Consider the following 23,096-nt stretch of genomic DNA (forward strand, 5'->3'; position numbering starts at 1 on the left):
ATATGAAGTCTTTTCTGATATTGAACCGTTCCTTCCATTATAATTCTTACTAGTTATTATAACAAGCATCATCAAAAAGAAACACGCAAATCAAAAAATGCGCTTTCCCTTTTAATGGGATTGCGCATTTTCCAATATACCCGTGCATTCAAGCATTCGGCCGAATAAAACATTCCAATCCCGTCCCCGGGCCAATTCACGGCGCAAAGCCTCGTATGATCCGCGGCGGTCCGCTGCCAGAAGCGCGTCGCAGGCCGCGATGAAATCTGCGGGGTCGCTCCCTTCAACGTATTCATAAACGTAAGGCCTTTTGATTTTTGACGTAGAAGAAAGGTTGCAGCCGACAACCGGTTTCCCGGCGGCTAAAAATTCAAAAAGCTTAAGCGGAAATACCGCGTCATTATAAGGTGAATTTTTATACGGCATGATGCCGATGTCGACAAGCTGCATATAGGACGGCACTTCATTCGGCGCGGCAGGTCCCGTCCAGATGACATTCGGGCGTTCCAGAAGCGACTCGAAATCCGGATCGTCCTGAGCCGTGTTCGGGCCCACCAATAAAATCGTCCAGTCAGGCCGCAAATCTGCCGTTTCCGCCATAAGCGCAAAATCGAGCTTTGGTTTGATTCCGCCGATAAAACCGAGAACCGTTCCGTTTCGTCCCCGTAAAATGTCTTCATCCGGCTGTTTATTTTCCCGTGAAAACAGGTCATATTCCACTCCGTTTTCAATGGTGAACACTTTCTGGTGCGGGTTCTCCAGCTTTTTTCCGACCTCCCGGTGCAGACAGTCAGATGTGCAGGTGATGGAATCGGCACGCTGAATGATTCTCATTTCCGCCTGTTTAATGATGTTTCTTCTTACATTTGACAGCACACCGGCCCGGCCGCTGATCGGAGCGGCCCACAGATCACTGCAATCGTAAATCACTTCATCCCAAGGAAACAGATCTGCCAGAAGCGGAAAACCGGGGAAGGTGTACCATAAGCAGCAGCGGGCCCCTTCTCCTTCTTCCTTCAGCATGTGCAACAATGGTGAAAGTTTATGCCTGTAACACATGTCTGTATACCTGCCGAAACGGAATGCTTTTTGCTGCATGAGATCCTTTACAGTGAACTGCCGGATTCCCTCGGCGATCCCGGCCATCTGATCATCATTGGCTCGCGGGGACGGGCATACCCAAATGACGCTTTTCGTTTCTTTTTGCCGGGCAAGAAATTCAGCCAGCCGATGCCGTCTGTATCTCAGCCGGTCATGCCCCCATTCCGCCGCTCCGACGATTACGTGAATAATCGGTTCCACCTTCATCACCCAGCTCCTCTGACGCCTACAGTCTTTTCAAGACCGCGTTTTTCGCATATTGCATAAAACACCACGAAGCCTTGATAAAATGCAGGCGCTCAATTTCTCTATAAACAAACCACGTTTTTTTTGCGGCTTTCCACTTGTTGCTTGAAATCGAATTCTGCACAAGCCTGTATTCTGAAAGGCACTCATTCAGGCCGTAAGCCGTAAATCCCCTTTTCAGCAGGGAAAGCCATGTCGCTAAATCCTGCCGCGTTCTGATATCAGGCATTTGAATCTGCCCCGTCTGCTCTCTGTCAATCATGACCGTTAAACATCCGATAATCGTGTTTTTTAAAGCTTCATCATATGACAGGCTTTCAGGGGCTTGAATCGTTTTGTCCGTCGGCGTTCCGTCCTGCTCCATGACGCTGTAGCCCGTAAATGAAAAAGCGCAGGACCGCTCCGCCATAAACGCAAGCTGTTTTTGAAGCTTTTCCTTCTTCCATCTGTCATCACTGTCCAGAAATGCGACATAACGGCCCTTGGCATGTTTAAGGGCTGTATTTCTGGCAGCCGCGGCTCCCCCGTTTTTATCTAAATAAACGACGCGGATCCGCTCATCTTTTTGTTCATATTGCCGTAAAATATCTCTCGTTCCGTCCGTTGAACAATCATCCGCGATAATCATTTCCCAATGCGGGTGGCTTTGATGTAAAACGGACTGAATCGTATCTTCGATATATTCACTTGCGTTATAAGACGGTGTAATGACAGATACGAAAGGTTTCCAGTTTGTCATGGTCACATCTCCATCGCAGATTTTTACAAGGACTCTCTAAAAAACTCAGGAATGACAATGAACATAAAGGCAACTGCAATGCCGATTAAAACGCCCAGAACCGCTTTCTTTTTCGGCGGCATGCCTTGACCAGCCGTTTCATTCATCGGCTCTGAATTGATGACGCCGGCCGCTTTCAGGTTCAGCTGCGTATTTTTCAATTCGTATAAAAATCGTTCCTTATCCACTTTGGCGTCCGCGCTGACGGTTTCTCCTTCAAGCGCAGCAATACTCTGCCGCACTACTTTTGCCCGTTTTTCAAACAGGTCCTGATCATTCTTCAGAAAAGTTGTTATGACGGCTTGAAACACCGATTCGGTTTCCTGTTTGTTTTGGCCGCTGTAGCTGACCGTGATCAATGAATCTGATTGTGTTTCGACAGTCAGTTTACTTTTCACGGCCGCTCTTTCTTCGTCTGTTTTATCAGGCAGAGCCTGCTTTAAAAAGGCATCGCTCGTCAAAAGGAGCGGGATTTCTTTTGTATTGTTATAAAGCGGATGATCATAATTTCCCGCGGCGATCGCGGCTTCTGATGTAAAACTGCTGTTTCCGCTGATTTTTGACGGCAATACATATCCCGCCGCCCCTAACACAACGGGCAGCGCAAAGATCCAAATGATATTCTTTTTGATACGCCGGGTTATTCTTGTCAACATATCCTTCATCTCGCATCTCCCTGTTTTTCATAGTACGCCGTGACGGCAGGCTCCTTTTGTAAACGCCTCAATATATTGACCGCCGCGATCACGAGCGAGAGAAATACCCAGTGGAAAAATAAATTTGATACGGAGCTTGGGCTGATGCTGCTTACCAAAAAACCGGCCATCGCCGTGATAAGTCCTTCTGTGATCAGTCTTGACTGATTTTCCGATTTTCTTTCATGACATTTATAAAGTGTCCAAAAAAGGAACAAATAGACTGTCAGGTAACCGAGCATCGTAAGTACGCCGAAGTTCGCCATAATCTCGACGAGCCAGTTGTGCACCTCAACTACGCCGCCCGTATCATAAACGGGCTCCGCTTTTAAATAGTAAGAGACGTTTCCGGCACCCACTCCGAACCCCCAGGAATCAATCACATAGTGAAAGGCGTTCTTTAAAAGATTCGCCCTCGCGAGGTTGGAAGGAAGCGGCTGCTGTCCCGGCATCGCCTGCGGAGCTGAAAACAGATTCAAGACGGCATTGGTGATACGGCCCGCAAATAAAACCGCAAACAGCGCAGCACCCGCTCCCGCAGCGTACAGCGCGAATTTTTTCAACAGATAAGGCAGCAGGATGAAGACGTATACAGCCGCCCCCGCGCATATGCCCAGCAGACTCGCGCGCGAACCGGTCAAAATGATTAAATACAAAGCGCAGATCGCTAAGAGCAGGCTGACGGCCTTCACATAGCCGTTTTTCATATTTTTCACCGCCGCCGCATACAGAAAGAAACTGATACACAAAAACGTCGCGAAATCATTTTGATTAAAGAAAACGGACGTCGGATAATGCTGTTTGTACTGCGGGCCGTTATAAAGCGTGGAGCTCGGCAGATGGTTGTGTGTAAAATGGTTGTAAAAGCCGATCGCCATCACAAATATGGTCATCACAAGCCATATGCCGTAAAAAACCATCAGCTGATCAAAGCGCTGAATGAACATGACAATAAGATAAATCAAAAACATGCCCATTCCCATTAAAGCTAAATATTTAATCCCGTACGTCACGGATTTTGCCCACAATAACGATAGGAGACCGTATGTAAACCATAAGGCGAAAAACATCAGAACCCCTTTTACATTCACCCGATTCCATCTGTCAATATGATGACGGTTTGTCAGGATGCCGGCGATGTGTAGGGCGCCCGCTCCGATTAATAACAGCCGGTATATAAATAAGCTGAAAAATCCGAGATGAACCGCAAAGAAGGCCTGGTTTAAAAATGTACACGCGATCAGTATATAAATGAGCCCCATAAACATCTGACCGTTTGTTGTAAAGGCGGATAGCAAAGCAAGTCCGGCAATACCGATCATGGCGGCAAGCAGCAGCACGGTGATTTTTCCGAGGCCGGCATCCGCCCTGACCGCCTCCAGCATGATGAATCCTCCTGTAATGACAGCGGCAAGCAGCACAAGAACATGTGCCGCTGAACGTTTGATACTCACATGGCAAACCCCTTTCCAAAACCGGCAGCCGAGCCGGGCTGCCGAGAGCCTGAAGACAAATCTTTTTCTATCTTGCCAGTTCTTTTATTTGCCGATCGGCATGAACCGCCGGACGTCCGACGGAATGATAAGTGAATCCTGAAACCCTCATATACTCCAACGGAAACATATTTCTGCCGTCAATGATGACCGGCTGTTTGAGCAGCCGCTTCACTCTCTGAAGATCCATCTCCTTGACTTCCGGCCAATCTGTTGTAATCAGGCATGCGTCCGCGTTTTTGATGGCACTGTACATCTCTGCGTGATATTCAATGCCGCCTTCTCCTAATATCGCTGCCGCTTCGGGAATCGCGATCGGATCATACGCTTTCACGTGAGCGCCCTGCTCTTTAAGACTTGTGATGATATCAAGAGCCGGGGCGGAGCGGACGTCATTTGTATGCGGTTTAAAGGCCAGCCCCAGTACGGCCACGGTTTTCCCTTTTAAGGGACCGATGGCGCGGTTCAATTTTTCCGTAATACGGACCCTTTGCTTCTGATTGGTTTCAATGACGGCTTCCATCATTTCAAACGGATAGCCGGCGGCGTTTGCGATATGCAATAAAGCCGTTGTATCCTTCGGAAAGCAGGATCCGCCGAATCCGATGCCCGCCTGCAGAAATTTATTCCCGATCCGGCTGTCAAGACCGACGCCTTCTGACACGTGAGAAATGTCCGCCCCGACACGTTCGCAAATATTGGCGATATCGTTAATAAAAGATATTTTGGCGGCTAAAAAAGCATTTGCGGCATACTTAATCATTTCCGCGCTTTCAAGATTGGTCTTTACGATCTTCGTACGGAACGGCTTATGAAGCTCTTCAATGACCGAAGCGGCATGTTCGCTTGTGGCGCCGATAACCGCCCGCTCCATCTGCATCGTATCCCGCACCGCCGAACCTTCGCGGAGGAATTCAGGATTTGACGCGACATCAAACGGATATGTTCCCTTTGACGCTTCGCTGACGATTTGGTAAACGAGCTTTCCCGTCCCGACCGGAACAGTGCTTTTGGTGACAATGATTTTGTATCCGTTCAACTGTTCTCCGATTGTTTGCGCCGCTGCCTTAATGTAGGTCAGATCGGCTTCACCCGTCTTTGACATCGGCGTACCGACGGCGATATAGATGATATCAGCGGCTTTCACAGCCGGCTCAATATCGGCCGTAAAGGATAACCGCCCGTCACTGACATTTTTTTCGGCTAATTCCTCAAGCCCCGGTTCATATATCGGGATGACTCCGTTTTGCAAGCTTCTGATTTTCGCTTCATTGATGTCACAGCAAGTCACATGATGGCCGATTTCCGCAAAACAAGTTCCAGATACAAGACCTACATACCCTGTTCCTAATACAGCGATTTTTTTCACAGCTTCATCCCTCTTTCGAAAGGTTCTCCTCTTGCCCGGACCGGTTCATGACGGACCGGTATTTCTCTTTCAGCGCTTTCGCGTTTTGGCTTGCGTCAAAATACGTGCGGACGGTTTGATAAAGTTCCTCGGCTGTTTGCGGCGTCCAAGCCTCTCCTTCGTCATATTGCAGAATGGATTCTGCCAGCGTGCCAGGTGAACCCGGCTTGATCAGCAAACCTCTATATTTCCCAAATAAAGAAGCCAATCCTCCGACATCGGTACAGATCACCGGCACCTTCAGAGCGAGCGCCTCAATGACCACAGTCGGCATGCCTTCGCTGTAGGACGGCAGCGCCATTACATCCGAGGCCAGCAGATAGTCCTGTACCTTGTCGTTCGGCACTTGCCCCGTGACGATATGAGCGGCTTCACGCAATGAAGATGCGGCTGGACCGTCACCGACAAAGACAGCTTCATATCTTTCATCCAATGACTGAACGGCTTTTGATAAGTCGAAAACACCTTTCTCTTTGACAAGCCTGCCGATGAACACGATCAGTTTTTTATCCGGAGGAAGGCCGAGCCGTTTTCTGACGGCTTCTTTCGTCTCGTTCCTTTTTCGGAAGGCGTCAAGCGTGATGCCGATCGGAAGCACGCTGCACTCCGCTTCGATGAGCTTTTTCATTTGTTCCCGCAGACTGCCGCTCACAGCGTAAATATCGGCTGCTTCCCGCACCGCAAATGTAAATGCGCGATGAGCGCTTTTGCTGTAATGCGGATAGACATTGACATCACTGCCATGCAAGGTCAGCACATACGGGATGCCTAAAGCCTTTGACACAATGGCGGCCGCTCCGCCTGACGGCATGGCGAAATGCGCGTGAATCAGATCGGGCTTCAGGCCATGATTTTTAATTTCGGAAAGAACCGATGACGCCATTCTTTTATGCGGCTGCGCCCATTTCAGCTGCCCGGGAACCGCCTGATAAAACGGCCGGTGGACGGACACGCCTTTCCGCCATTCATGCGCCGGCCTTATATCCTTTTGCCGATACGTCTTTTTCAGCACCCGGAATGGCGCGGCGAGTTTCGGCCGGGGACAAATGACAGTCATCTCCGCGCCAAGCTTTCTCAGTTCTTGGGCCTGCGTCTCATGAAAAACGCCTTCTCCCGGCTTCTCACTGCTCGGATATACACTTGTCATCCACAATACCTTCATAGCAAACGTCCTTTTCTTAATTTACTTTTCATATGCGGATAAGCTTTTCCTAACAGGAACAAATAACACAATGCTCCGCAGGATACGGAGATCGCCAGCCGCAGCTTGACATCAAGGCTGATCCGCTCCGTCCCGAAGCTGGCTGTAAAGGCGATGACACCCATTGCCGCCGTAAGCAGAAACGGTTTGGCCACGGCTTTGAAGTAAGCCGACAGCCGCAGCTTAATGACATATGCCAGCAGCCAGCGCCCGATCAGGAAATTCAGGATGCTGATGAAAGCGTACGTCCAGGCTACCGTCAAGAGATTTCCGGACAGCACGGCGGCGTACAAAGATGCACCATACAGCAGCATCACCCCGGCGTCCCAATAAAATGCCAGATCGGCCCGCCCTTTTGCCAGCAGCACAGATCCGTTCGGATTCATCAGAACCCTTAAAATCCCGACGATGGCGAGAACGTTTAAAACCGGGACAGCCGCCAGCCATTTTTCTCCGAAAACCGAAGCCACGAATGCATCCGATACTGAAACCAAACCGAGCAAAAGCGGAAAGGATATCAGCGCGAGTATTTTGGTCATATTGAGAAAACCTTCTCTGATCACGCTGTTTTCATGCTTGTTTTTCGCAAAGACGGGAAACGCGACTCTCGTAATGATCGGATTGATTTTTAATACCGGAAGCGTGACAATCTGGTAGGCCAGATTGTAAATGCCGAGCGCCTCGGCGCCGATAAAACTGCCGATCAGAATCATATCAATATTCGCCCCGAGCCGGTTCACAAGCCGGGAAGACAGCTGAAAGGCTCCGAAAGAAAAGAAGCCTTTCATTCCCTTCAGATCAAAAACGAACGCCGGTCTCCATGTTTTTCTGCAGGACACCCAGTACAGAATACCTTTTGACGATTGCAGCAGCACCTGGGAAATCACATAGGCGAGAATCGGGTCCGTATAAAAAAGCGCAGCCGCCAAGTAAACGAAGGACAGCACATTTGAAAAGATTTCAATCTTGCTTAGCGTGTTAAATGCCAGCGCTTTTTGCAGCATATATTGATATTGCTGACCGATCGGCGCGATTAAAAACATGACGGCCAGCACGCGGATTAAATAGACAAGCTCCTCCCGCCGATAAAAATCGGCAATGAGCGGACTGCTGAAGAACAGCAGCGCAAACAGCGCAAGCCCCGTTATGATATTCAGCCAGTACAAGGAAGACATCTGTTTATCAGTCACATGATCTTTTTGAATGAGCGCGGCGCCAAAACCCATATCAAGCGCAATTTGGGCAAACACCACTACCGTTGTGATCATGCCGACAAGGCCGAATTCAGCCAGTGACATGACCCGCCCGAGCAGGGCGAATTGGACGATTTGAATGACCGTAATACACGCTGTCGAAATACTTGTCCATTTGGCGCCGCTCAAAATTTGATTTGTAATACTAGGCATCGTTTTCCCTACTTTTTTGTCTGCTGACCAGAATTTTTATCGCGCCCCGTCACCGGTCCAGATCACTTTGCACGTTTTGAGCATAATCTTCAGTTCCAATGAAAAGGTCAGGTTGCGGATATAATATAAGTCAAACATCAGTTTTTCCCTCGGTGTCATGTCATATCCCCCGTTGACCTGCGCCCAGCCGCTTAATCCCGGCTTAACGGCCAGCCGCTCCGTAAACCCCGGAATCTCAGCCTGAAACTGTTCCGTAAACACGGGACGCTCGGGACGCGGGCCGATCAGGCTCATTTCTCCCCGAAGCACATTTACCAGCTGCGGCAGCTCATCAATACGGGTCCTTCTGATAAAAGCGCCGACCTTTGTCACGCGGGGATCCTTTTTCAGCGCCCAGACCGCCCCCGATTTTTCAGCATCTATTTTCATAGAGCGGAGCTTATACAAATAAAACGGCTTCCCGTCTTTGCCTACCCGCTCCTGCTTGTAAAAAGCCGGGCCGGGCGACTCCAAACGAATCAGTATGGAGAACAGGCCCATCACCGGGAGCGCCGCCAAAAGCCCCGCAAGCGCAAACACAATGTCCATGAATCGCTTAAAAGCCAAATAACGGGCCGTTCTTTCCGTAACGGCAGCGGAAGTCCCCTGCCGCACTGCATAGTTATTATTTACATTCATGCTTTTCTCTGCTCCCACTGACACACACCTCACGATTTGTTGGGATGTTTGATGACCTATGCCGTGAGTTTAGCAGATGGATGTTAATTGGAAGTAAAGGAAACGTTAATGTTTATTAGAATGTTTCGATTATTGTTTTTTTATTGTAAATCTATTCATATCCATATTTGAGACAAAGCATAATGAAAAAATAAAAAAACAGACCGGTATGAACCGGTCTGTTTCCATGAAAAAAATTATCTGAAATAGGAGGAAACGCCTTGGGTGATCCCCGCCGCGAGTCTGTCCTTTTTCGTTGATTGTTTTAGAATATTGGCATCAATCGGGCTTGTGACAAAACCGGTTTCTAACAAGACACTCGGCATTTTAGAATACTTAATGACGTAAAATCCGGCAGTTTTCACACTGCGGTCACGCGTGCCGAGAGCAGAAACCATTCTCGGCTGAATATTTTGGGCAAGCCTCAGACTGTTTGCCGATTGGTAGGTTTTATCATAATACGTCTCCGTACCGTTTGCACTGCTGTTATCATTCGCATTTGCATGGACGCTGATGAAAATATCGGCGTTCGCCTTCGCCCCTTTGTTCACTCTCTCCTCAAGCGAATCAAAGGTGTCGCCCTTTCTTGACATTACAGTAAGCGCGCCCGCGCCGTATAATTGATTGTTAAGACGCGTAGCGATATCAAGGTTTACATTTTTCTCAAGCAAGCCGTTTCCGGTTGCACCTGAATCCTGATAGCCGTGTCCCGGATCAATAAAGACCGTTTTGCCGACAACGGGATTTTTAAGCTGCGACGCGGCATTGTTGCTTAAAGATGAAGCACTTCCTATGACGGTGAAGCTGGTGATGTTTTTACTTCCGATATACGTCCGGACGTCTTTTGACAGACTGTCTCCATTCGTCAGCAGGTGAACTCTTCCCTGTTTGGCGCTCAGCACGCCTCCGACGATGGTATCCGCCTCTTTAAAGCCATTGGTAACAAACGTATAGCCTGTGCTTAAGCCTGTCTTTTTTGCAAGATTCACAGACAGGTTATAGCGGTTTTTGCCGCTGATTCTCGAAGGGTTCGGCAGCTTATTATAAAGTGAGCTGCTGATGCTGCTTGTCCCGCCGATGACAATCGTGTTTTTAATCCCTAAGCTTTTGATCGCATTGGACGCAGAACCATTTAACGTTGAATCATTAGTGAATAAAATCGGATATTTTTTAGCGGACGCATAAGAAATCGCAGCCATTCCATCCGCATCAACAAACCCGTTGACCACAAGGGCTGTAGAAGATCTTGTCATTTCACCCGCCACTTTTGCGGCTGTGGCATATCTCGTGCTCCCTGATAACCGTTTGACACTGATGCCTAATTTAGCAATTTGATTTGCGGTATTTTTCGAAACGGCAGGTGTGCCGCCTACGATAATCACATTTTTCGTTTTTAAATCAATTAATCCCTTTTTTGTGCCGGCAGACAGCTGATCTTTATTTGTAAACAGCAGCGGCGCATTTTTTTGATATGCAAGCGGCGCAGCGGCAATTGCATCGGCATATGAAGTTCCGCCGGTGATAATTACCGTTTTCGCTTCACCCCATGATTGTTTTGCCGCCAGTACAGCCGTATCATACCGGGTGCTTCCGCCGATCCTTTTAACCGTGTTGTCAGCCAAAGCGGAAGGGACAAATAGAATGACCCCGAGAATAAAGACGGGGAGACATTTTATGATGAATTTCAATCCGATCTCCTCCACAGAAGTTTAGTAGTTTGTAAGTGCTGTATTAGGATAATAGAACGCAAGAATAGAAGTATACGGCTCTCCGGCCTCCGCTCTTTCTTTTGCTCCGTATTGACTCATTCCTACGCCGTGACCGTATCCCTTTCCTGATATCGTGATTTGCGAAGAATTACCAGACGCACTGGCGTATGTGCTTTTAAAAGATGAAGCTCCGATCATCGTCCTGAGTTCAGACGCTTTCACCTCAACAGATGCAGTCTTGTTCATGACATAGCCCTTCGACTTGTCATTCACATGGTACGTGACCTTCACCGCGGCGTCTTCCGCGCGCTGGCCTTTTGTTTTTCCGGTGAGCGAGAGATCAGAGATACTTGCAATTTTTATGGAACTTGCATTGGTTTCTTTATTTTTCATCAGCCAATTTTTTATTCCGTTGAGCTGCGTAGCATTTGCTTCGTTTGTTTTAGACCACCAGGATGCGGGATTTTTCATATCCAGACCCGCTGGCAGCTGCTGCTTCTGCAATGTTAAAGACCAGCTGATTTCCGGATCTTTTGTGTCCTTTTTGGCTACTAAATACGGCACTTTCGATCCCCACACTTCATCGCCGGCTTCCATGTAACCGCCATTGCTTGATGAGTAAGTGGCATCTATCAATCTGCCGGAATAAGTGAGCACTTTCCCTTTTGTTCCGTTAACGGCTGCGGTGGCGTTTGGATACCAGCTGTATCCCCCGTAAACCTGAAAGGCCGTTGTATCCGCGACTGTTTGTCCCATCTTGCCGATAGAGTAGGTGCGGGCGGCAACAGCCTGGGCTTTCAGCGCTTCTGTCGGCCAGCTTCCCGGCATTTCATTCGGCAGGACACCTTTCAGATAATCCTCAAAAGGAATGTTTTCATTAACAGGTCTTACATATTTGCCGGATTCAGCAGTGAAACTCATATTCCCCAGATATGGCTTCCCGTCAATGCTGATTGTGTTTGCTGTTGAATATTTTTCAGGAACCGCCTTGAAAGACGTTTTTCCGCTGTTAATGCCTGCAACGCCTAATTTGCCGCCGGACGTTTCAATACGGTACGTCTTTCCGTTTACGAGATAAAACTCTTTTGCGTAAGCAGCCTTAACTGAATCGGCAATTGAATTCGCGCTGCCTATTAATGTATAAGAATAGGTGCCTTTCGTTTTAAAAAGGCCGGCCTCGTCGGCGGGTGTTTCGCTTTTTTTGATGTATACAAGCGGCATGTGATTTGCGGCGGCAATATTTGATCCGACTACGATGTCCGCTAATTTAGTCCCGTTGGCAGCCACCGTTTTGCTTGCATCCATGCCAAGCGAAGTGACTGCGTTTGCTGATATTTGATATCTGTTTGATCCGGTAATTCGTTTGGTGACCGAGGCCTTCTTTTTAATTTGATTCTCCACATCTTTGCTGACGCTTGAAGTGCCTCCCATGATGATCACTTTTTTAGGCAGATTGTAGCTCGGAAGGGAGTCTTTTTTCGTCAGAAGAATCGGATAGCCGTTTTGCGCGGCATATGGCGCGATTGCCAGCGCATCCGTATATACTTCCCCCGTTACTACGACCGCCTGGTCATAGCTGCCCATTTCGGCCGCAATATTTTTGGACAGATCATATCTGTTTTTTCCGCTGATCCGTTTCGTACGGCCGTATTTCTTCAATGTCTTTTCCGCGGCTGACGAAATACTGTTCGTCCCGCCGATGATTAAAATATTATCCGGATTGAATTTCTTGATTTGCGCTTCTGTGCTGCTGCTCAGTTTTTTCGCTTCAGTCAGCAGAACAGGCGCTTTCAGTTTATTCGCTAAAGGAATGACGGAAAGCGTGTCCGCAAAATAAGCGTCCGTATTCACGACGACTACGTTGGACGGGTTTTTCCAATACTTAGATGTCGCGGCGTTAGCTGTATCATATTTGGACGCGCCTCCCAATCTGACAACGGAGGACACATCGCTTCCCGTCAGTTTATAAGTTCCTGAAGGTTCGATATTCAGAGTCGATTTATTACCAATATAATTCGTCAGTTTTACTGAGATATCAGAACTGGCCGCAAAAGTGCTTTCCGGTAATAAAGCCAGGCTGAATATCACAGAAAAACAGACAGCCCATATTGTTTTCTTCAATTTTTATCCCGCCTTTTGCTGATCATGGTGTATTATTTTGCTTTCTCGATTTCCTTGATCTCTTTTTGGCCTTTATCATTTGTGAAATAAGTAATGCTGACTTTGTCATTTTCGCTGAATTTATTCAGAACATCAGAGAAGTCATCAGAAAATTCAAAGCTGACGGGCTGATCATCCACTTTTACTTCAATTGTGTGCGTATCCGCCATACCGACATAATATGCCGTTTCTTTTTGAGCCTGGTTCTCCGAAGAACCGCTTCCCTTCTTTGATTGTTCCGCCGTTCCGCACGCTGCCAATACAACAGAAAAAAGCAGTATTAAGAACGAAGCTGCAATAGTTTTTTTCATTTTTTTCACCTCATCTTTATGTATCGTCTTATACTAACTTTTTTTTAAGGTAATTTTAAGGTCTTTTTGTAACCTTTTTTTTAAGAATTTCGTCTATTACATGGTTATAAGTAAAAATATGACTGGGTTTATAAAGATTAGTAAATTGCATCATGAAAGTTAATAGAAAAGGTGATGACAAATGAGAGCTGAACGAAAAAGAAAGAAGAAAAAGGTTCTTCTGACAATCGTAACAATCATCGGGCTGTTAGTTTTATCATCAGGAGGCTACGTCTACTACTTGTGGCACAAAGCGGCTTCAACGGTGGCAAGCATTCAGGAAGACTTAAAAAAATCGGACAAACGTGACACGGATATAGATCTCGGAAAGAAGGATCCGATTTCTGTTTTAATCATGGGAGTCGATGAGCGGAAAAATGACAAAGGGCGCGCGGACACGATGATTTATATGACCGTCAATCCTAAAACGAATACAACGGAAATGGTCAGCATCCCGCGCGATACGTATACGAAAATCTCCGGCAAAGGTACGATGGATAAAATCAACCACTCCTATGCCTTCGGCGGAACCCAAATGGCCGCGGATACCGTCGAGGACCTGCTCGACGTGCCGGTAGATTATTTTGTGAAAGTAAACATGGAGAGCTTCAAAGATACCGTGGATACACTCGGCGGGATTACGGTGAACAGCACGTTCGCCTTCAACTACGACGGGCATTCTTTCGGAACGGGGAACATCAGCCTGAACGGCGAAGAAGCACTTGCCTACACCCGCATGAGAAAAGAAGACCCCCGGGGGGATTTCGGCAGACAGCAGCGGCAGCGCCAAGTGATTGAAGGGATTATTTCTAAGGGGGCAAACATCTCGTCTGTCACGAAATTCGGAGATATGTTTAAGGTCATTGAAAACAATATGAAAACAAACATGTCATTCGATGATATGTGGACGGTTATGACTGACTATAAAAATGCCCGCAGCAAAGTCACTCAGCATGAACTGAAGGGAACGGGAACGAGAATCAACAATATCTATTATTACAAATTAGATGAAGCAAGCCTCGCTTCAGTCAAAAAAGAATTAAAAGAAAGCCTGAAATAATAAAAAACTCTGCATATGATGCAGAGTTTTTTTTATTCTGTAAAAGGCTGCGGACGGGTTTTTCTATAGCCGTACCGATAAAGCAGTTCTTCCGCAATCCGTTTTGAGGCCGATCCGTCACCATAAGGGTTTGACGCCTTTGACATCCGTTCATACTCGGCCTGATCGGTTAAGAGCTGTTTTGTCAGCTGATACACCGTTTCTTCATCTGTACCCGCCAGCTTCAATGTCCCGGCTTTCACTCCTTCGGGGCGCTCGGTTGTGTCCCGAAGCACCAAGACCGGCTTTCCGAGAGAAGGCGCTTCCTCCTGAACCCCGCCTGAGTCGGTCAAAATGAAATTTGCTTTCGCAGCGAAGTTATGGAAATCCACGACCTCCAGAGGTTCTATTAAATGCACCCTGTCCGAATCAGCAAAATGGGCTTCTGCGGCCTCACGAACTGCGGGATTCAAATGAACGGGATAAACGACTTGTACGTCCTCAAACTCTTCAACGATTCTTCTGACGGCCTTAAACATCTGTTCCATCGGCCTGCCTAAATTTTCACGTCTGTGCGCTGTCAAAAGAATCATCCTGCTTCCTTCCAGCTTGTCAAAAATCGGATGAGAATAGTCTTCCCGCACTGTCGTTTGAAGCGCGTCTATCGCCGTATTTCCCGTGATAAATATAGAATCCGGCTTTTTATTTTCAGCAAGCAGATTCTGTTCTGCCTGGCTTGTCGGCGCAAAATTCACATCAGCGATCACGCCCGTCATCTGCCGGTTGATTTCTTCAGGGAAAGGAGAGTATTTATTTTGCGTACGCAGACCGGCTTCCACATGGCCGACGGCGATTTGATGATAAAAGGCGGCAAGGCTTCCGGCGAACGTTGTCGTCGTATCTCCGTGGACCAAAACGATATCTGGTTTTACTTCTTGAAACAGCTTGTCCAGTTTCAGCAAAGCATGAGATGTAATTTCTGAAAGCGTTTGACGCTCTTTCATAATATTCAAATCAAAATCAGGCGTGATGCTGAATGCTTCAAGCACTTGATCCAGCATCTGTCTGTGCTGTGCGGTTACAGTCACCAGCGAATCAATTTCCTGATATTTTTCAAGCTCTAATACGAGCGGAGCCATTTTAATTGCTTCAGGTCTTGTACCGAATACGGTCATTACTTTTAGTTTTTTCAACGGTTTGTCTGCACCTCGTTTTATATGTCGGATATCCCTTCATGTTAACATATTTATGCCGTTTCTTAGATATTGTAAAGCTTAATGGCAAACAAAGCAAAAACCGTTACAAGACTCTTTGAAAGCGGATTAAAAGGTGTGAATTTTAATCAATTGTGGTAAAGTGGAAAAAGACTAGGTTATAGTTCTGAAAAAAAGATTTTGCAGAAACAAGGATGGTGTTATTCAGTGAAGAAAGTACGCAAAGCCATTATTCCGGCAGCAGGTTTAGGCACTCGTTTTTTGCCGGCCACAAAAGCAATGCCTAAAGAAATGCTTCCAATCGTTGATAAGCCGACAATTCAGTATATTATCGAAGAAGCTGTCGAATCCGGCATCGAAGATATTATTATCGTAACCGGAAAAGGAAAAAGAGCAATAGAAGACCATTTCGACAATGCCCCTGAACTGGAACGCAATTTAGAAGAAAAAGGGAAAATCGAACTGCTTCAAAAAGTGAAAAAATCGTCAAATATTGCGGATATCCACTATATTCGCCAAAAAGAGCCAAAAGGACTCGGTCATGCCGTTTGGTGCGCACGCAACTTCATCGGCGATGAACCTTTCGCCGTTCTTCTCGGCGATGATATTGTCCAGGCTGAAAAACCGGGACTTCGTCAGCTGATGGATGAATACGAAAAAACATTGTCTTCCATCATCGGTGTTCAGCAAGTTCCTGAAAGCGACACACACCGCTACGGAATTATCGATCCGTTAACAAATGAAGGCCGCCGTTACCAGGTCAAAAATTTTGTAGAGAAGCCTGAACCGGGCACAGCTCCTTCCAACTTGGCTATTTTAGGAAGATACGTTTTCACTCCTGAAATTTTCATGTACCTTGAACAGCAGGAAGTCGGTGCAGGAGGAGAAATTCAATTAACGGACGCCATCCAAAAGCTCAATGACATTCAGCGTGTCTTCGCTTATGATTTCGAAGGAAAACGTTACGATGTCGGTGAAAAACTCGGATTTATCGAGACGACGCTTGAATTTGCCTTACAGGATCAGGATATCCGCCATAAATTAATTCCGTTCATGAAGGATCTTCTTGAAAAAGAAGAAGCTGACGAATAGAAAAAGCTGCCGAATCCGGCAGCTTTTTTTATGTGATCTTTACGTTTTAGACGTTACCGTCAGTGTCTTATCAGCATTGTTCACAGAAAAAGTATATTCCTGGTTTTTAAGCATGAGCAAATTCTGATTGATTTTGCTGCCGCCTTTTTCACTTAAAGCTGAGATGTCTGCAGGACGCGATAAATGAAAAACCACTTCGGAGACTGTATCATTGTCAATCACTACATCCGTTTTTGCATCGGATGCTTTTAATACGTTCCGTCCGTCAGCCGTTTGTCCCGCAGCTGGATTTTTCAATTTACGCTGCACATCGTCCCGGCTTTTATTGAGATATGAGAGAAACTCTTCTGCTGTTTGGCTTGATAAACTGCCGCTGAAATCATTCAGCTGAACATCCGTCTTTTTTAAAGCGTTCACCTTATACAGATCAGTCTTTTTCATAAAGTACTCTTTATCGTTTAATTTCACTTTAGCCGCCTGGTTATTCTCGGCTTCTATCTGCACCTTCGTGCCGAAACTTACACTTGCGGAGGCTTTTCCTTTTATATCTTTTTCAGTGTAAAGGTCCGCCTTTTCAGCTTTTACCAAAGCAGGTTTATTCACAGACTCATAAAGGCCGGCATCGCTCTGTTTGACGTCACCGAAAGATGTGATCGCACGCAGAGGCTTGTCTGAAAACATCGAAGCGCCTGCGCCGACAGCCAGCAATGCAAGCAGCGTAATCTGTATCGTATTGGCAATGAATTTAGGCTTCGCTTTCTTTTGCTGGGCCTGAGTGATTTTCTGTTCTTCGGCTGCCCGCGTTCTGCCTTCAATCTGCTCGTTTTGATATTTCTTTTTTTCTTTCTTTGAAAGCTTGTTGAACCAATCCACAAAAGCTTTATATTCTTTTACAACGGCTTTCGTTTCGTCGAACATACGCATTTCGCCGTAATGCATCCAAGCCACCCGGTCACACATTTTCTCAATCTGTCCGATGGAATGACTGACGAAAAAGATCGTTTTGCCGCGTTCTTTAAATTCCGTAATGCGGTCCACACATTTCTGATAGAAAGTCTGGTCCCCTACTGAGAGCGCCTCATCAATAATAAGGATGTCAGGGTCCATATGCGCCGATATGGCAAAACCGAGACGGGATTTCATACCGCTTGAATAGCTTTTAACAGGCTGATCTATAAAGTCGCCGATATCCGCGAATTCAACGATTTTTTCATAAAGCTCGTCTATCTGCCGATTGTTGAGACCCATCATCAAGCATTTTAAACGGATGTTGTCCTTGCCGCTTAATTGATTGTTTAATCCGGCAGAAATCGCGATTAAAGACGGCTGCCCGTTCATATCAATCTCACCGCTTGTCGGCGGAATGATCTTTGCAAGCAGATTGGACATCGTTGATTTTCCCGAGCCGTTGATACCTACGAATCCGATCGTTTCCCCTTCATAGACGTCAAAAGAAACATTTCGGACAGCGAAAAAACCTTTTTGATTTCTGTTTGGGAAAAACAATCCTTTAATTTTGTCAGACTGTTTTTTATATAGAAAATACTGTTTTGAAACATTTCTGAACGAAACTTTTAGTTTCATCGTATAATCTCCTTACTATATTAAAGAAAGTCAACAAACTTATCTCTGAATTTCATATGAAGAAGTGAACCGACTGTTAACAGCAGCAGTGTGACGAACCAGAAATACAGCGTGTATTTCACATCGTGGAAAAACCACTGCCCTTCCATAAAGCTGTCTCTGAAGCCCTCGATAATATAGAAAAGAGGGTTTAACTTCAAGATGGTCAAAACTTCAGGTCTGTTTCCAAATTTCTCCGCAATGTCCCAGAAAATCGGCAGAAGAAAAAAGAGAAGCCTTGTGACGGCTTGAAGCAAAAACTGATAGTCCCTGATTAATACGCTGATGGTTGAATTAAACAGGCCGAAAGCAAACATAAAACTGATCATGCAAAACAAGTAATAAATATATTGCAGCCAGTGAAGCGTCGGAAACAGTCCATTGCTCAGCAGCACAATAATATAAATCGCCATCATCACAAAGTAACTGAATAAATTCGATGCTATCACTACAGAAGGCAGTGAACTGATCGGAAAGTTCATTTTCGACACTAAATTTATCCGTTTAAAAACGCTGTTAGATGCATCCAGTATCGTCGGACTGATAAAGAACCAAGGAATTAAGCCGGCCAGCATCCAAACGATGAACGGTACGCTGTCTCCATTTCCAAGCACCATATCATGTCCGCCGCGAATCCCGAGACCAAATACGAACCAGTAAGCCAGCATTTGAATCATAGGGTTGAGAAACTGCCACAATATACCCAAATAGTTCACTTGATACTTTGATTTCGTTTCGTACACTGCAAGCCGCATAATCAGCGGAAATGAGTTGAATTGCTCTTTCAGAATTTTTACCAATGCATTCATTCTAATCTTCCTTAGTCGTAAGTTTTAGGTAATAGCTTTGACTTACAAAAGCACCGCTCATAATTGTAACAGATTACGATGTATTTTTCACTTCATAACAAGCCTGAGTCCCATGAGCGCAACATGCCGTCACTTAAGCAAAAAAGCATAATTAACGTGGTTAAATTATGCTTTTTTGCACTTATTTACTTGTCCCCGAAAATCACTTTTACGGCTTTTTCAGACGATTCTCCGGTTTCTAAATAACAGAACTTCTCGTAAAAAGGCCCGAACGAATCCGGAAGCTTATAATCATCTGATTCCGTTTCATTGACCCATTTGATAACGTCACCTGTTTCTTTGACAAGCGGGCCGGGCGCTTCTTTTTCAAAGTCAAAGTAAAACCCTCTGAGTTTATCCCGGTACGTTTCGATATCAGGCACATAAAACAGCATCGGTCTTTTCAGATTCGCATAGTCAAAAAAGACAGAGGAATAGTCCGTTATGAGTAAATCAGAGACCATATACAGCTCACGGATATCTTCGTAGCTGGAGAAATCATACGCAAATCCTTCATACGGTCCGAGATCAAAGTTTTCCGCCACGAGATAATGCATCCGTAAAATAATGACATAACGGTCGCCGATCGCTTCTCTCAATTGGTGAAGGTCTAAATCAAGGTCAAACTTGTATTTTCCCTTCTTATAAAATTGGTCATCCCGCCATGTCGGTGCGTAGATAATCACTTTTTTATCTTGCGGAAGATTCATTTTTTCTTTCAGCGCTTTAATGACAGAAGGGCTGTTATCCGTCTGAAGGAAGTCATTCCGCGGATATCCCGATTCAATCATGGTTTTATTAAACTGAAACGCCCGGGCGAATATTTCGGTTGAATATGCGTTCGGTGAAATCAGGTAATCCCACTTTGAAGCCTCTGTCGTAAAGTTGCGCTTGTATTTTTCAGTGTTTGTTCCGGGCATATGCACTTCATCCATATCTACGGCAAGGCGCTTTAAAGGCGTGCCGTGCCATGTCTGGACATATGTCGTATGCTCAGGTTTCGGAATCCACAGCGGCATACGGCTGTTGACAACCCAGTACTCGGCTCTTGCCATGGCAAACAGCCATTTGAACGTGAAGCGTTCGATATAAGGAATCCCTTTATCTTTAAATGTCTGTGAGTAAGCGGGGTTTACACTCCAGCAGAGACGGTATTCCGGCATCTCTTTGCTCATGTATTCATAAATCGCCCGCGGGTTGCAGCTGTACTGTTTTCCGGCAAAGCTTTCAAACATGACAAGTTTCTGTTTGACAGGCAGTTTTCCTGCAAATCTGAATCCTGCTTTGTAAGTGTTCTGTATTCTTTTCTCAATGAACTTTTTCAGCTTATTCTTTCTCTTGCGTACAAAGGAAGCGCCCCGTTTCAGCTTTCCTTTCACAAAATACTCCACGCGGGTGCTGAAGCTGTAATCGTTCATTCTCAGGTGGAGATTTTTCGTTTTCTTTTTCGTGAAAACGTGAAATCTGGCAGGCCCTTTTTCCGTTTTAAGAACCGTGAATTGGTTAGGGTTTACATGTTCAGATTTCAGAACCTTTAACGGTTTGCTGTTGGTGATAATCTCTTCACCTGTCCCGGCATCTTCAAAAATGAATTGAATATGGAATTGAAAGATGAGCTGCTGATTCAATTCTTTATAAACGGCATTCAAATCAATTTTTGTATCAAAGCCTATCGTGTCAAGCATCGTTGTGTCCTGAACATATTCATCAAGGTCGTGTCTCGGCACGTCGTGAAGCGGATACTTCAGAATGAGAGGCTCCTCTTCTTTTCCTTTTTTCATTTTCAGAATCAGGTTTTTTTCTTTTATCTTTAAGGTTTCTGCCGCATTCAGCCGGAATGCAAAACCTTTCAGATGTAAGCTGCCGTCAGATTCGAGCTCCATTTCATCAATCCGCGTGACGAACTTTTTCTGCAGCAGCTTTAAGGAGAAATTCCCTTTCTTCGTCGTGTAAGGGAAAAAGTACATATGATGAGCCTCATCTTTATAAGAAGACAGTTCAATAGGTTCAAGGCTGGATTTTAACCGTTTTTTACTGATATCACTGTCATCATTGATAAAGGAGACATAGAAATCCAGACATCCTTTGCCGTCCGTATGGTCAGAAAGCAGATCCGTGCTCATGACAGCATGGTACTCTCCGCCCTCTCCGGCCAACCGTTTCAGAGGGACGGAAAGTTCCGCTTTTGTTTTACGATTTATAATCTGAAGAGAAGGCTCTTCCCCTGCAGTGACATTTTCACAGGATATCGTAATGCTGAATGTCTCTTCCTTTATGTTAAGATGTTTTAACTTGTATCTGACAGGATTTTCTATACCCATAAAATAAGTCTACTCCTCTGTTTCAATTAAACATATCCAATCACAATCATCATTTTGTTACTTTCAGTGAAAGGTTCTCCTTCACCGTCCGGTAGAATTGATATTGCAGTCCGTTCGCTTCTGCCGTCACCTTTTCACCGTCTTCTCTGTTTAACATGACACGTTCATAATCGTTATAAATGACATACATAATATAACCGCCAAGTCCGACTTTTTCAATGTCACTTAACGGGATTTCAAGGACGTACCGCCCGTCTCCCAGTGACTGAACCGGAAACTGGTGGTGTACTTTCATGTTATCTCTGTGCTGAAACTGAATATATTGGGCATTATTTCTGTCCTGTCCGAACAAGCGGAACGTAACGGTGAATTTATGATCGGCGAACACCGCGCTTTCCGTTTCTCCGTGCATGCGAAGTTCGACCAGTTTATTTTCTTCATCCGTCAGCGGGCTTTCTAAATAAGCCAGTCCGTCTTTCGTCACGATGTTTTTATCGGGCTCTTTTTTGGACCAGCGGAACAGCTTTTCGACCTCATCATACCGTTTTTGAGTCAGCAGACGGTAGGCTGTTTTATGAATCGGATGAAAAAATGTCTCGGAAATATCGTATTTCGTCTTCTTTAACACATTCAGAATTTCATTGAATTTATTGTAGTAGGCTTCTTTGTTTTCGCTTTTCAGGAAGTGCATCCGATCGAAAAGCCGCGTAATGGAATCGAATTCAATCAGGCGGTTCATCGCCATCTTCTCTTTTTCAGTATCTAATTTTTTGTTCAGAATATACTTCATTACGGCTATGTTCGTGTCGGTTTTTTCCATTATATTGGTCTGCTTTGTCAGCGACTCATTATTGTCCATTCTGTTCAGATAATAGACCGGTTCGGTTGACGTTGAAATATCTCCGCACGCCAAAAGAACATCCATAAAAAATTGCTTATCTTCAGCAAATTTCATTTCCGGATATCTGATATCGTTATCTTTTAGAAATTGTAAGTTCATCATTCTTGCCCGCGGGCCCAGATGATAGAAAATATGCGGGATTGAAAAAGGCGATACCTTCGCTCTGTTCAGCGAAGACTCATGTTTCCCGATCGTTTTTTGACCGTTCACCTGCATTTCGATCGTTTTTCCGACCGCATAATTTACATGATCTCTTTCAAGCATGTCAAATAAGATTTTAACCCCGTTCGGCGCAAACCAATCATCCGCATCCAAAAATGTAATGTACTTCGCATTTGCCAGCTCAATTCCCAAGTTTCTCGGATAAGCCGGAGTTCCCGTGTTGTCTTTCAAAAAGACGACTGTAATATTTTCATACAATTCGGCGTACTCAGTCAGGATGTTTCTGGAATCATCAGTAGAGCAATCATCTACCAGAATTAAAGAAATATGCTGAAAGCCGATGTTTTGAAGGATCACAGAATCAACTGTTTTCCTTACATATTCTTCTGCATTATAAACAGGAACGACTACCGCTACCTTCTTCTCTTCCGCCAATGCTTCTTTGTTTAAAATGGTATATTCGCGTTCTTCTATGGACGGCTTGGACTCTTTTTTATTCAACTTAAAAAAGTTACTAAGATTCATCTTTAAATTCTCCTCTTATTGTCTAGCTTTTTTTCAAAAGCGCATAACAAATATAGCGAAAATAACCTTATATTACAAGAAGTACTCCCTATCCGGAGGGAGTACTT

Annotated in this window: 18 protein-coding genes; 2 read left to right on the plus strand and 16 right to left on the minus strand. The window is 45.4% G+C overall.

Annotation, left to right across the window (positions count from 1 at the left end):
- Positions 1-111 precede the first annotated feature (111 nt).
- The 11 genes from tuaH to AC2CGA_RS09040 form a co-directional block, all read right to left on the minus strand.
- The gene (gene tuaH / locus AC2CGA_RS08990) at positions 112-1,308 is read right to left on the minus strand and encodes a teichuronic acid biosynthesis protein TuaH (protein ID WP_095315481.1); all 1,197 of its coding nucleotides are present in this window, start codon (positions 1,306-1,308) and stop codon (positions 112-114) included.
- 19 nt (positions 1,309-1,327) lie between these two features.
- Positions 1,328-2,086, minus strand: coding sequence for a teichuronic acid biosynthesis protein TuaG (gene tuaG, locus AC2CGA_RS08995; protein WP_003151380.1), 759 nt, complete (start codon positions 2,084-2,086; stop codon positions 1,328-1,330).
- Positions 2,087-2,109: 23 nt separating this feature from the next.
- A complete protein-coding gene (gene tuaF, locus AC2CGA_RS09000) occupies positions 2,110-2,790 on the minus strand; it encodes a teichuronic acid biosynthesis protein TuaF (protein ID WP_484480172.1) in 681 nt (226 codons plus the stop codon).
- Entirely contained in the window at positions 2,787-4,274 is a 1,488-nt protein-coding gene (gene tuaE, locus AC2CGA_RS09005; protein WP_003151378.1) for a teichuronic acid biosynthesis protein TuaE, read from the minus strand. Before tuaE ends, tuaF begins: the two co-directional genes overlap by 4 nt.
- 67 nt (positions 4,275-4,341) lie before the next feature.
- Positions 4,342-5,682 (minus strand): UDP-glucose 6-dehydrogenase TuaD, encoded by a 1,341-nt coding sequence (gene tuaD, locus AC2CGA_RS09010; protein WP_014305933.1) that lies wholly within the window; start codon positions 5,680-5,682, stop codon positions 4,342-4,344.
- A gap of 4 nt (positions 5,683-5,686) precedes the next feature.
- Positions 5,687-6,883 (minus strand): teichuronic acid biosynthesis protein TuaC, encoded by a 1,197-nt coding sequence (gene tuaC / locus AC2CGA_RS09015; protein WP_015387620.1) that lies wholly within the window; start codon positions 6,881-6,883, stop codon positions 5,687-5,689.
- Positions 6,880-8,328, minus strand: a complete 1,449-nt coding sequence (gene tuaB / locus AC2CGA_RS09020) for a teichuronic acid biosynthesis protein TuaB (protein WP_057080265.1) — start codon at positions 8,326-8,328, stop codon at positions 6,880-6,882. The genes tuaC and tuaB overlap by 4 nt, the downstream gene beginning before the upstream one ends.
- A 36-nt stretch (positions 8,329-8,364) precedes the next feature.
- The gene (locus AC2CGA_RS09025; RefSeq protein ID WP_003151373.1) at positions 8,365-9,024 is read right to left on the minus strand and encodes an exopolysaccharide biosynthesis polyprenyl glycosylphosphotransferase; all 660 of its coding nucleotides are present in this window, start codon (positions 9,022-9,024) and stop codon (positions 8,365-8,367) included.
- Between the two features lie 218 nt (positions 9,025-9,242).
- On the minus strand, positions 9,243-10,733 hold the full coding sequence (locus tag AC2CGA_RS09030; RefSeq protein WP_015387619.1) for an N-acetylmuramoyl-L-alanine amidase: 1,491 nt from the start codon (positions 10,731-10,733) through the stop codon (positions 9,243-9,245).
- A gap of 21 nt (positions 10,734-10,754) precedes the next feature.
- The gene (locus AC2CGA_RS09035) at positions 10,755-12,875 is read right to left on the minus strand and encodes a SpoIID/LytB domain-containing protein (protein ID WP_484480173.1); all 2,121 of its coding nucleotides are present in this window, start codon (positions 12,873-12,875) and stop codon (positions 10,755-10,757) included.
- 32 nt (positions 12,876-12,907) lie between these two features.
- Positions 12,908-13,225 (minus strand): hypothetical protein, encoded by a 318-nt coding sequence (locus tag AC2CGA_RS09040; RefSeq protein ID WP_003151370.1) that lies wholly within the window; start codon positions 13,223-13,225, stop codon positions 12,908-12,910.
- A 181-nt stretch (positions 13,226-13,406) separates the two neighbouring features.
- Between AC2CGA_RS09040 and tagU the strand changes: the two genes are divergently transcribed.
- The gene (gene tagU, locus AC2CGA_RS09045; protein WP_003151369.1) at positions 13,407-14,324 is read left to right on the plus strand and encodes a polyisoprenyl-teichoic acid--peptidoglycan teichoic acid transferase TagU; all 918 of its coding nucleotides are present in this window, start codon (positions 13,407-13,409) and stop codon (positions 14,322-14,324) included.
- A gap of 32 nt (positions 14,325-14,356) precedes the next feature.
- Here the strand turns inward: tagU and wecB are convergent, their stop codons facing one another.
- Positions 14,357-15,496 carry a non-hydrolyzing UDP-N-acetylglucosamine 2-epimerase gene (gene wecB, locus AC2CGA_RS09050; protein WP_003151368.1) on the minus strand — a complete coding sequence of 380 codons (1,140 nt, stop codon included), beginning with the start codon at positions 15,494-15,496 and terminating at the stop codon, positions 14,357-14,359.
- A 228-nt stretch (positions 15,497-15,724) separates the two neighbouring features.
- Between wecB and galU the strand changes: the two genes are divergently transcribed.
- Positions 15,725-16,609 carry a UTP--glucose-1-phosphate uridylyltransferase GalU gene (gene galU, locus AC2CGA_RS09055; RefSeq protein ID WP_003151367.1) on the plus strand — a complete coding sequence of 295 codons (885 nt, stop codon included), beginning with the start codon at positions 15,725-15,727 and terminating at the stop codon, positions 16,607-16,609.
- Between the two features lie 39 nt (positions 16,610-16,648).
- Here galU and tagH read toward each other — a convergent pair whose 3' ends face one another.
- The 4 genes from tagH to AC2CGA_RS09075 all read right to left on the minus strand — a co-directional run bounded on the left by tagH (position 16,649) and on the right by AC2CGA_RS09075 (position 22,989).
- On the minus strand, positions 16,649-18,193 hold the full coding sequence (gene tagH, locus AC2CGA_RS09060) for a teichoic acids export ABC transporter ATP-binding subunit TagH (protein WP_094247448.1): 1,545 nt from the start codon (positions 18,191-18,193) through the stop codon (positions 16,649-16,651).
- A 20-nt stretch (positions 18,194-18,213) separates the two neighbouring features.
- Positions 18,214-19,041, minus strand: a complete 828-nt coding sequence (locus tag AC2CGA_RS09065; protein WP_003151365.1) for an ABC transporter permease — start codon at positions 19,039-19,041, stop codon at positions 18,214-18,216.
- A 185-nt stretch (positions 19,042-19,226) separates the two neighbouring features.
- Positions 19,227-21,401: a CDP-glycerol glycerophosphotransferase family protein gene (locus tag AC2CGA_RS09070; RefSeq protein ID WP_043867476.1), complete on the minus strand. Its 2,175-nt coding sequence runs from the start codon at positions 21,399-21,401 to the stop codon at positions 19,227-19,229.
- Between the two features lie 49 nt (positions 21,402-21,450).
- Positions 21,451-22,989: a glycosyltransferase family 2 protein gene (locus AC2CGA_RS09075; RefSeq protein ID WP_484480174.1), complete on the minus strand. Its 1,539-nt coding sequence runs from the start codon at positions 22,987-22,989 to the stop codon at positions 21,451-21,453.
- Positions 22,990-23,096 lie beyond the last annotated feature (107 nt).

The organism is Bacillus sp. SYZHCR11 (assembly GCF_057196865.1).

Bases quoted from the DNA above. Each gene is read 5' to 3' on its own strand.
- tuaH (WP_095315481.1), bottom strand. From the start codon at position 1,308: ATGAAGGTGGAACCGATTATTCACGTAATCGTCGGAGCGGCGGAATGG.
- tuaG (WP_003151380.1), bottom strand. From the start codon at position 2,086: ATGACAAACTGGAAACCTTTCGTATCTGTCATTACACCGTCTTATAAC.
- tuaF (WP_484480172.1), bottom strand. From the start codon at position 2,790: ATGAAGGATATGTTGACAAGAATAACCCGGCGTATCAAAAAGAATATC.
- tuaC (WP_015387620.1), bottom strand. From the start codon at position 6,883: ATGAAGGTATTGTGGATGACAAGTGTATATCCGAGCAGTGAGAAGCCG.
- tuaB (WP_057080265.1), bottom strand. From the start codon at position 8,328: ATGCCTAGTATTACAAATCAAATTTTGAGCGGCGCCAAATGGACAAGT.
- AC2CGA_RS09040 (WP_003151370.1), bottom strand. From the start codon at position 13,225: ATGAAAAAAACTATTGCAGCTTCGTTCTTAATACTGCTTTTTTCTGTT.
- tagU (WP_003151369.1), top strand. From the start codon at position 13,407: ATGAGAGCTGAACGAAAAAGAAAGAAGAAAAAGGTTCTTCTGACAATC.
- tagH (WP_094247448.1), bottom strand. From the start codon at position 18,193: ATGAAACTAAAAGTTTCGTTCAGAAATGTTTCAAAACAGTATTTTCTA.
- AC2CGA_RS09065 (WP_003151365.1), bottom strand. From the start codon at position 19,041: ATGAATGCATTGGTAAAAATTCTGAAAGAGCAATTCAACTCATTTCCG.
- AC2CGA_RS09070 (WP_043867476.1), bottom strand. From the start codon at position 21,401: ATGGGTATAGAAAATCCTGTCAGATACAAGTTAAAACATCTTAACATA.
- AC2CGA_RS09075 (WP_484480174.1), bottom strand. From the start codon at position 22,989: ATGAATCTTAGTAACTTTTTTAAGTTGAATAAAAAAGAGTCCAAGCCG.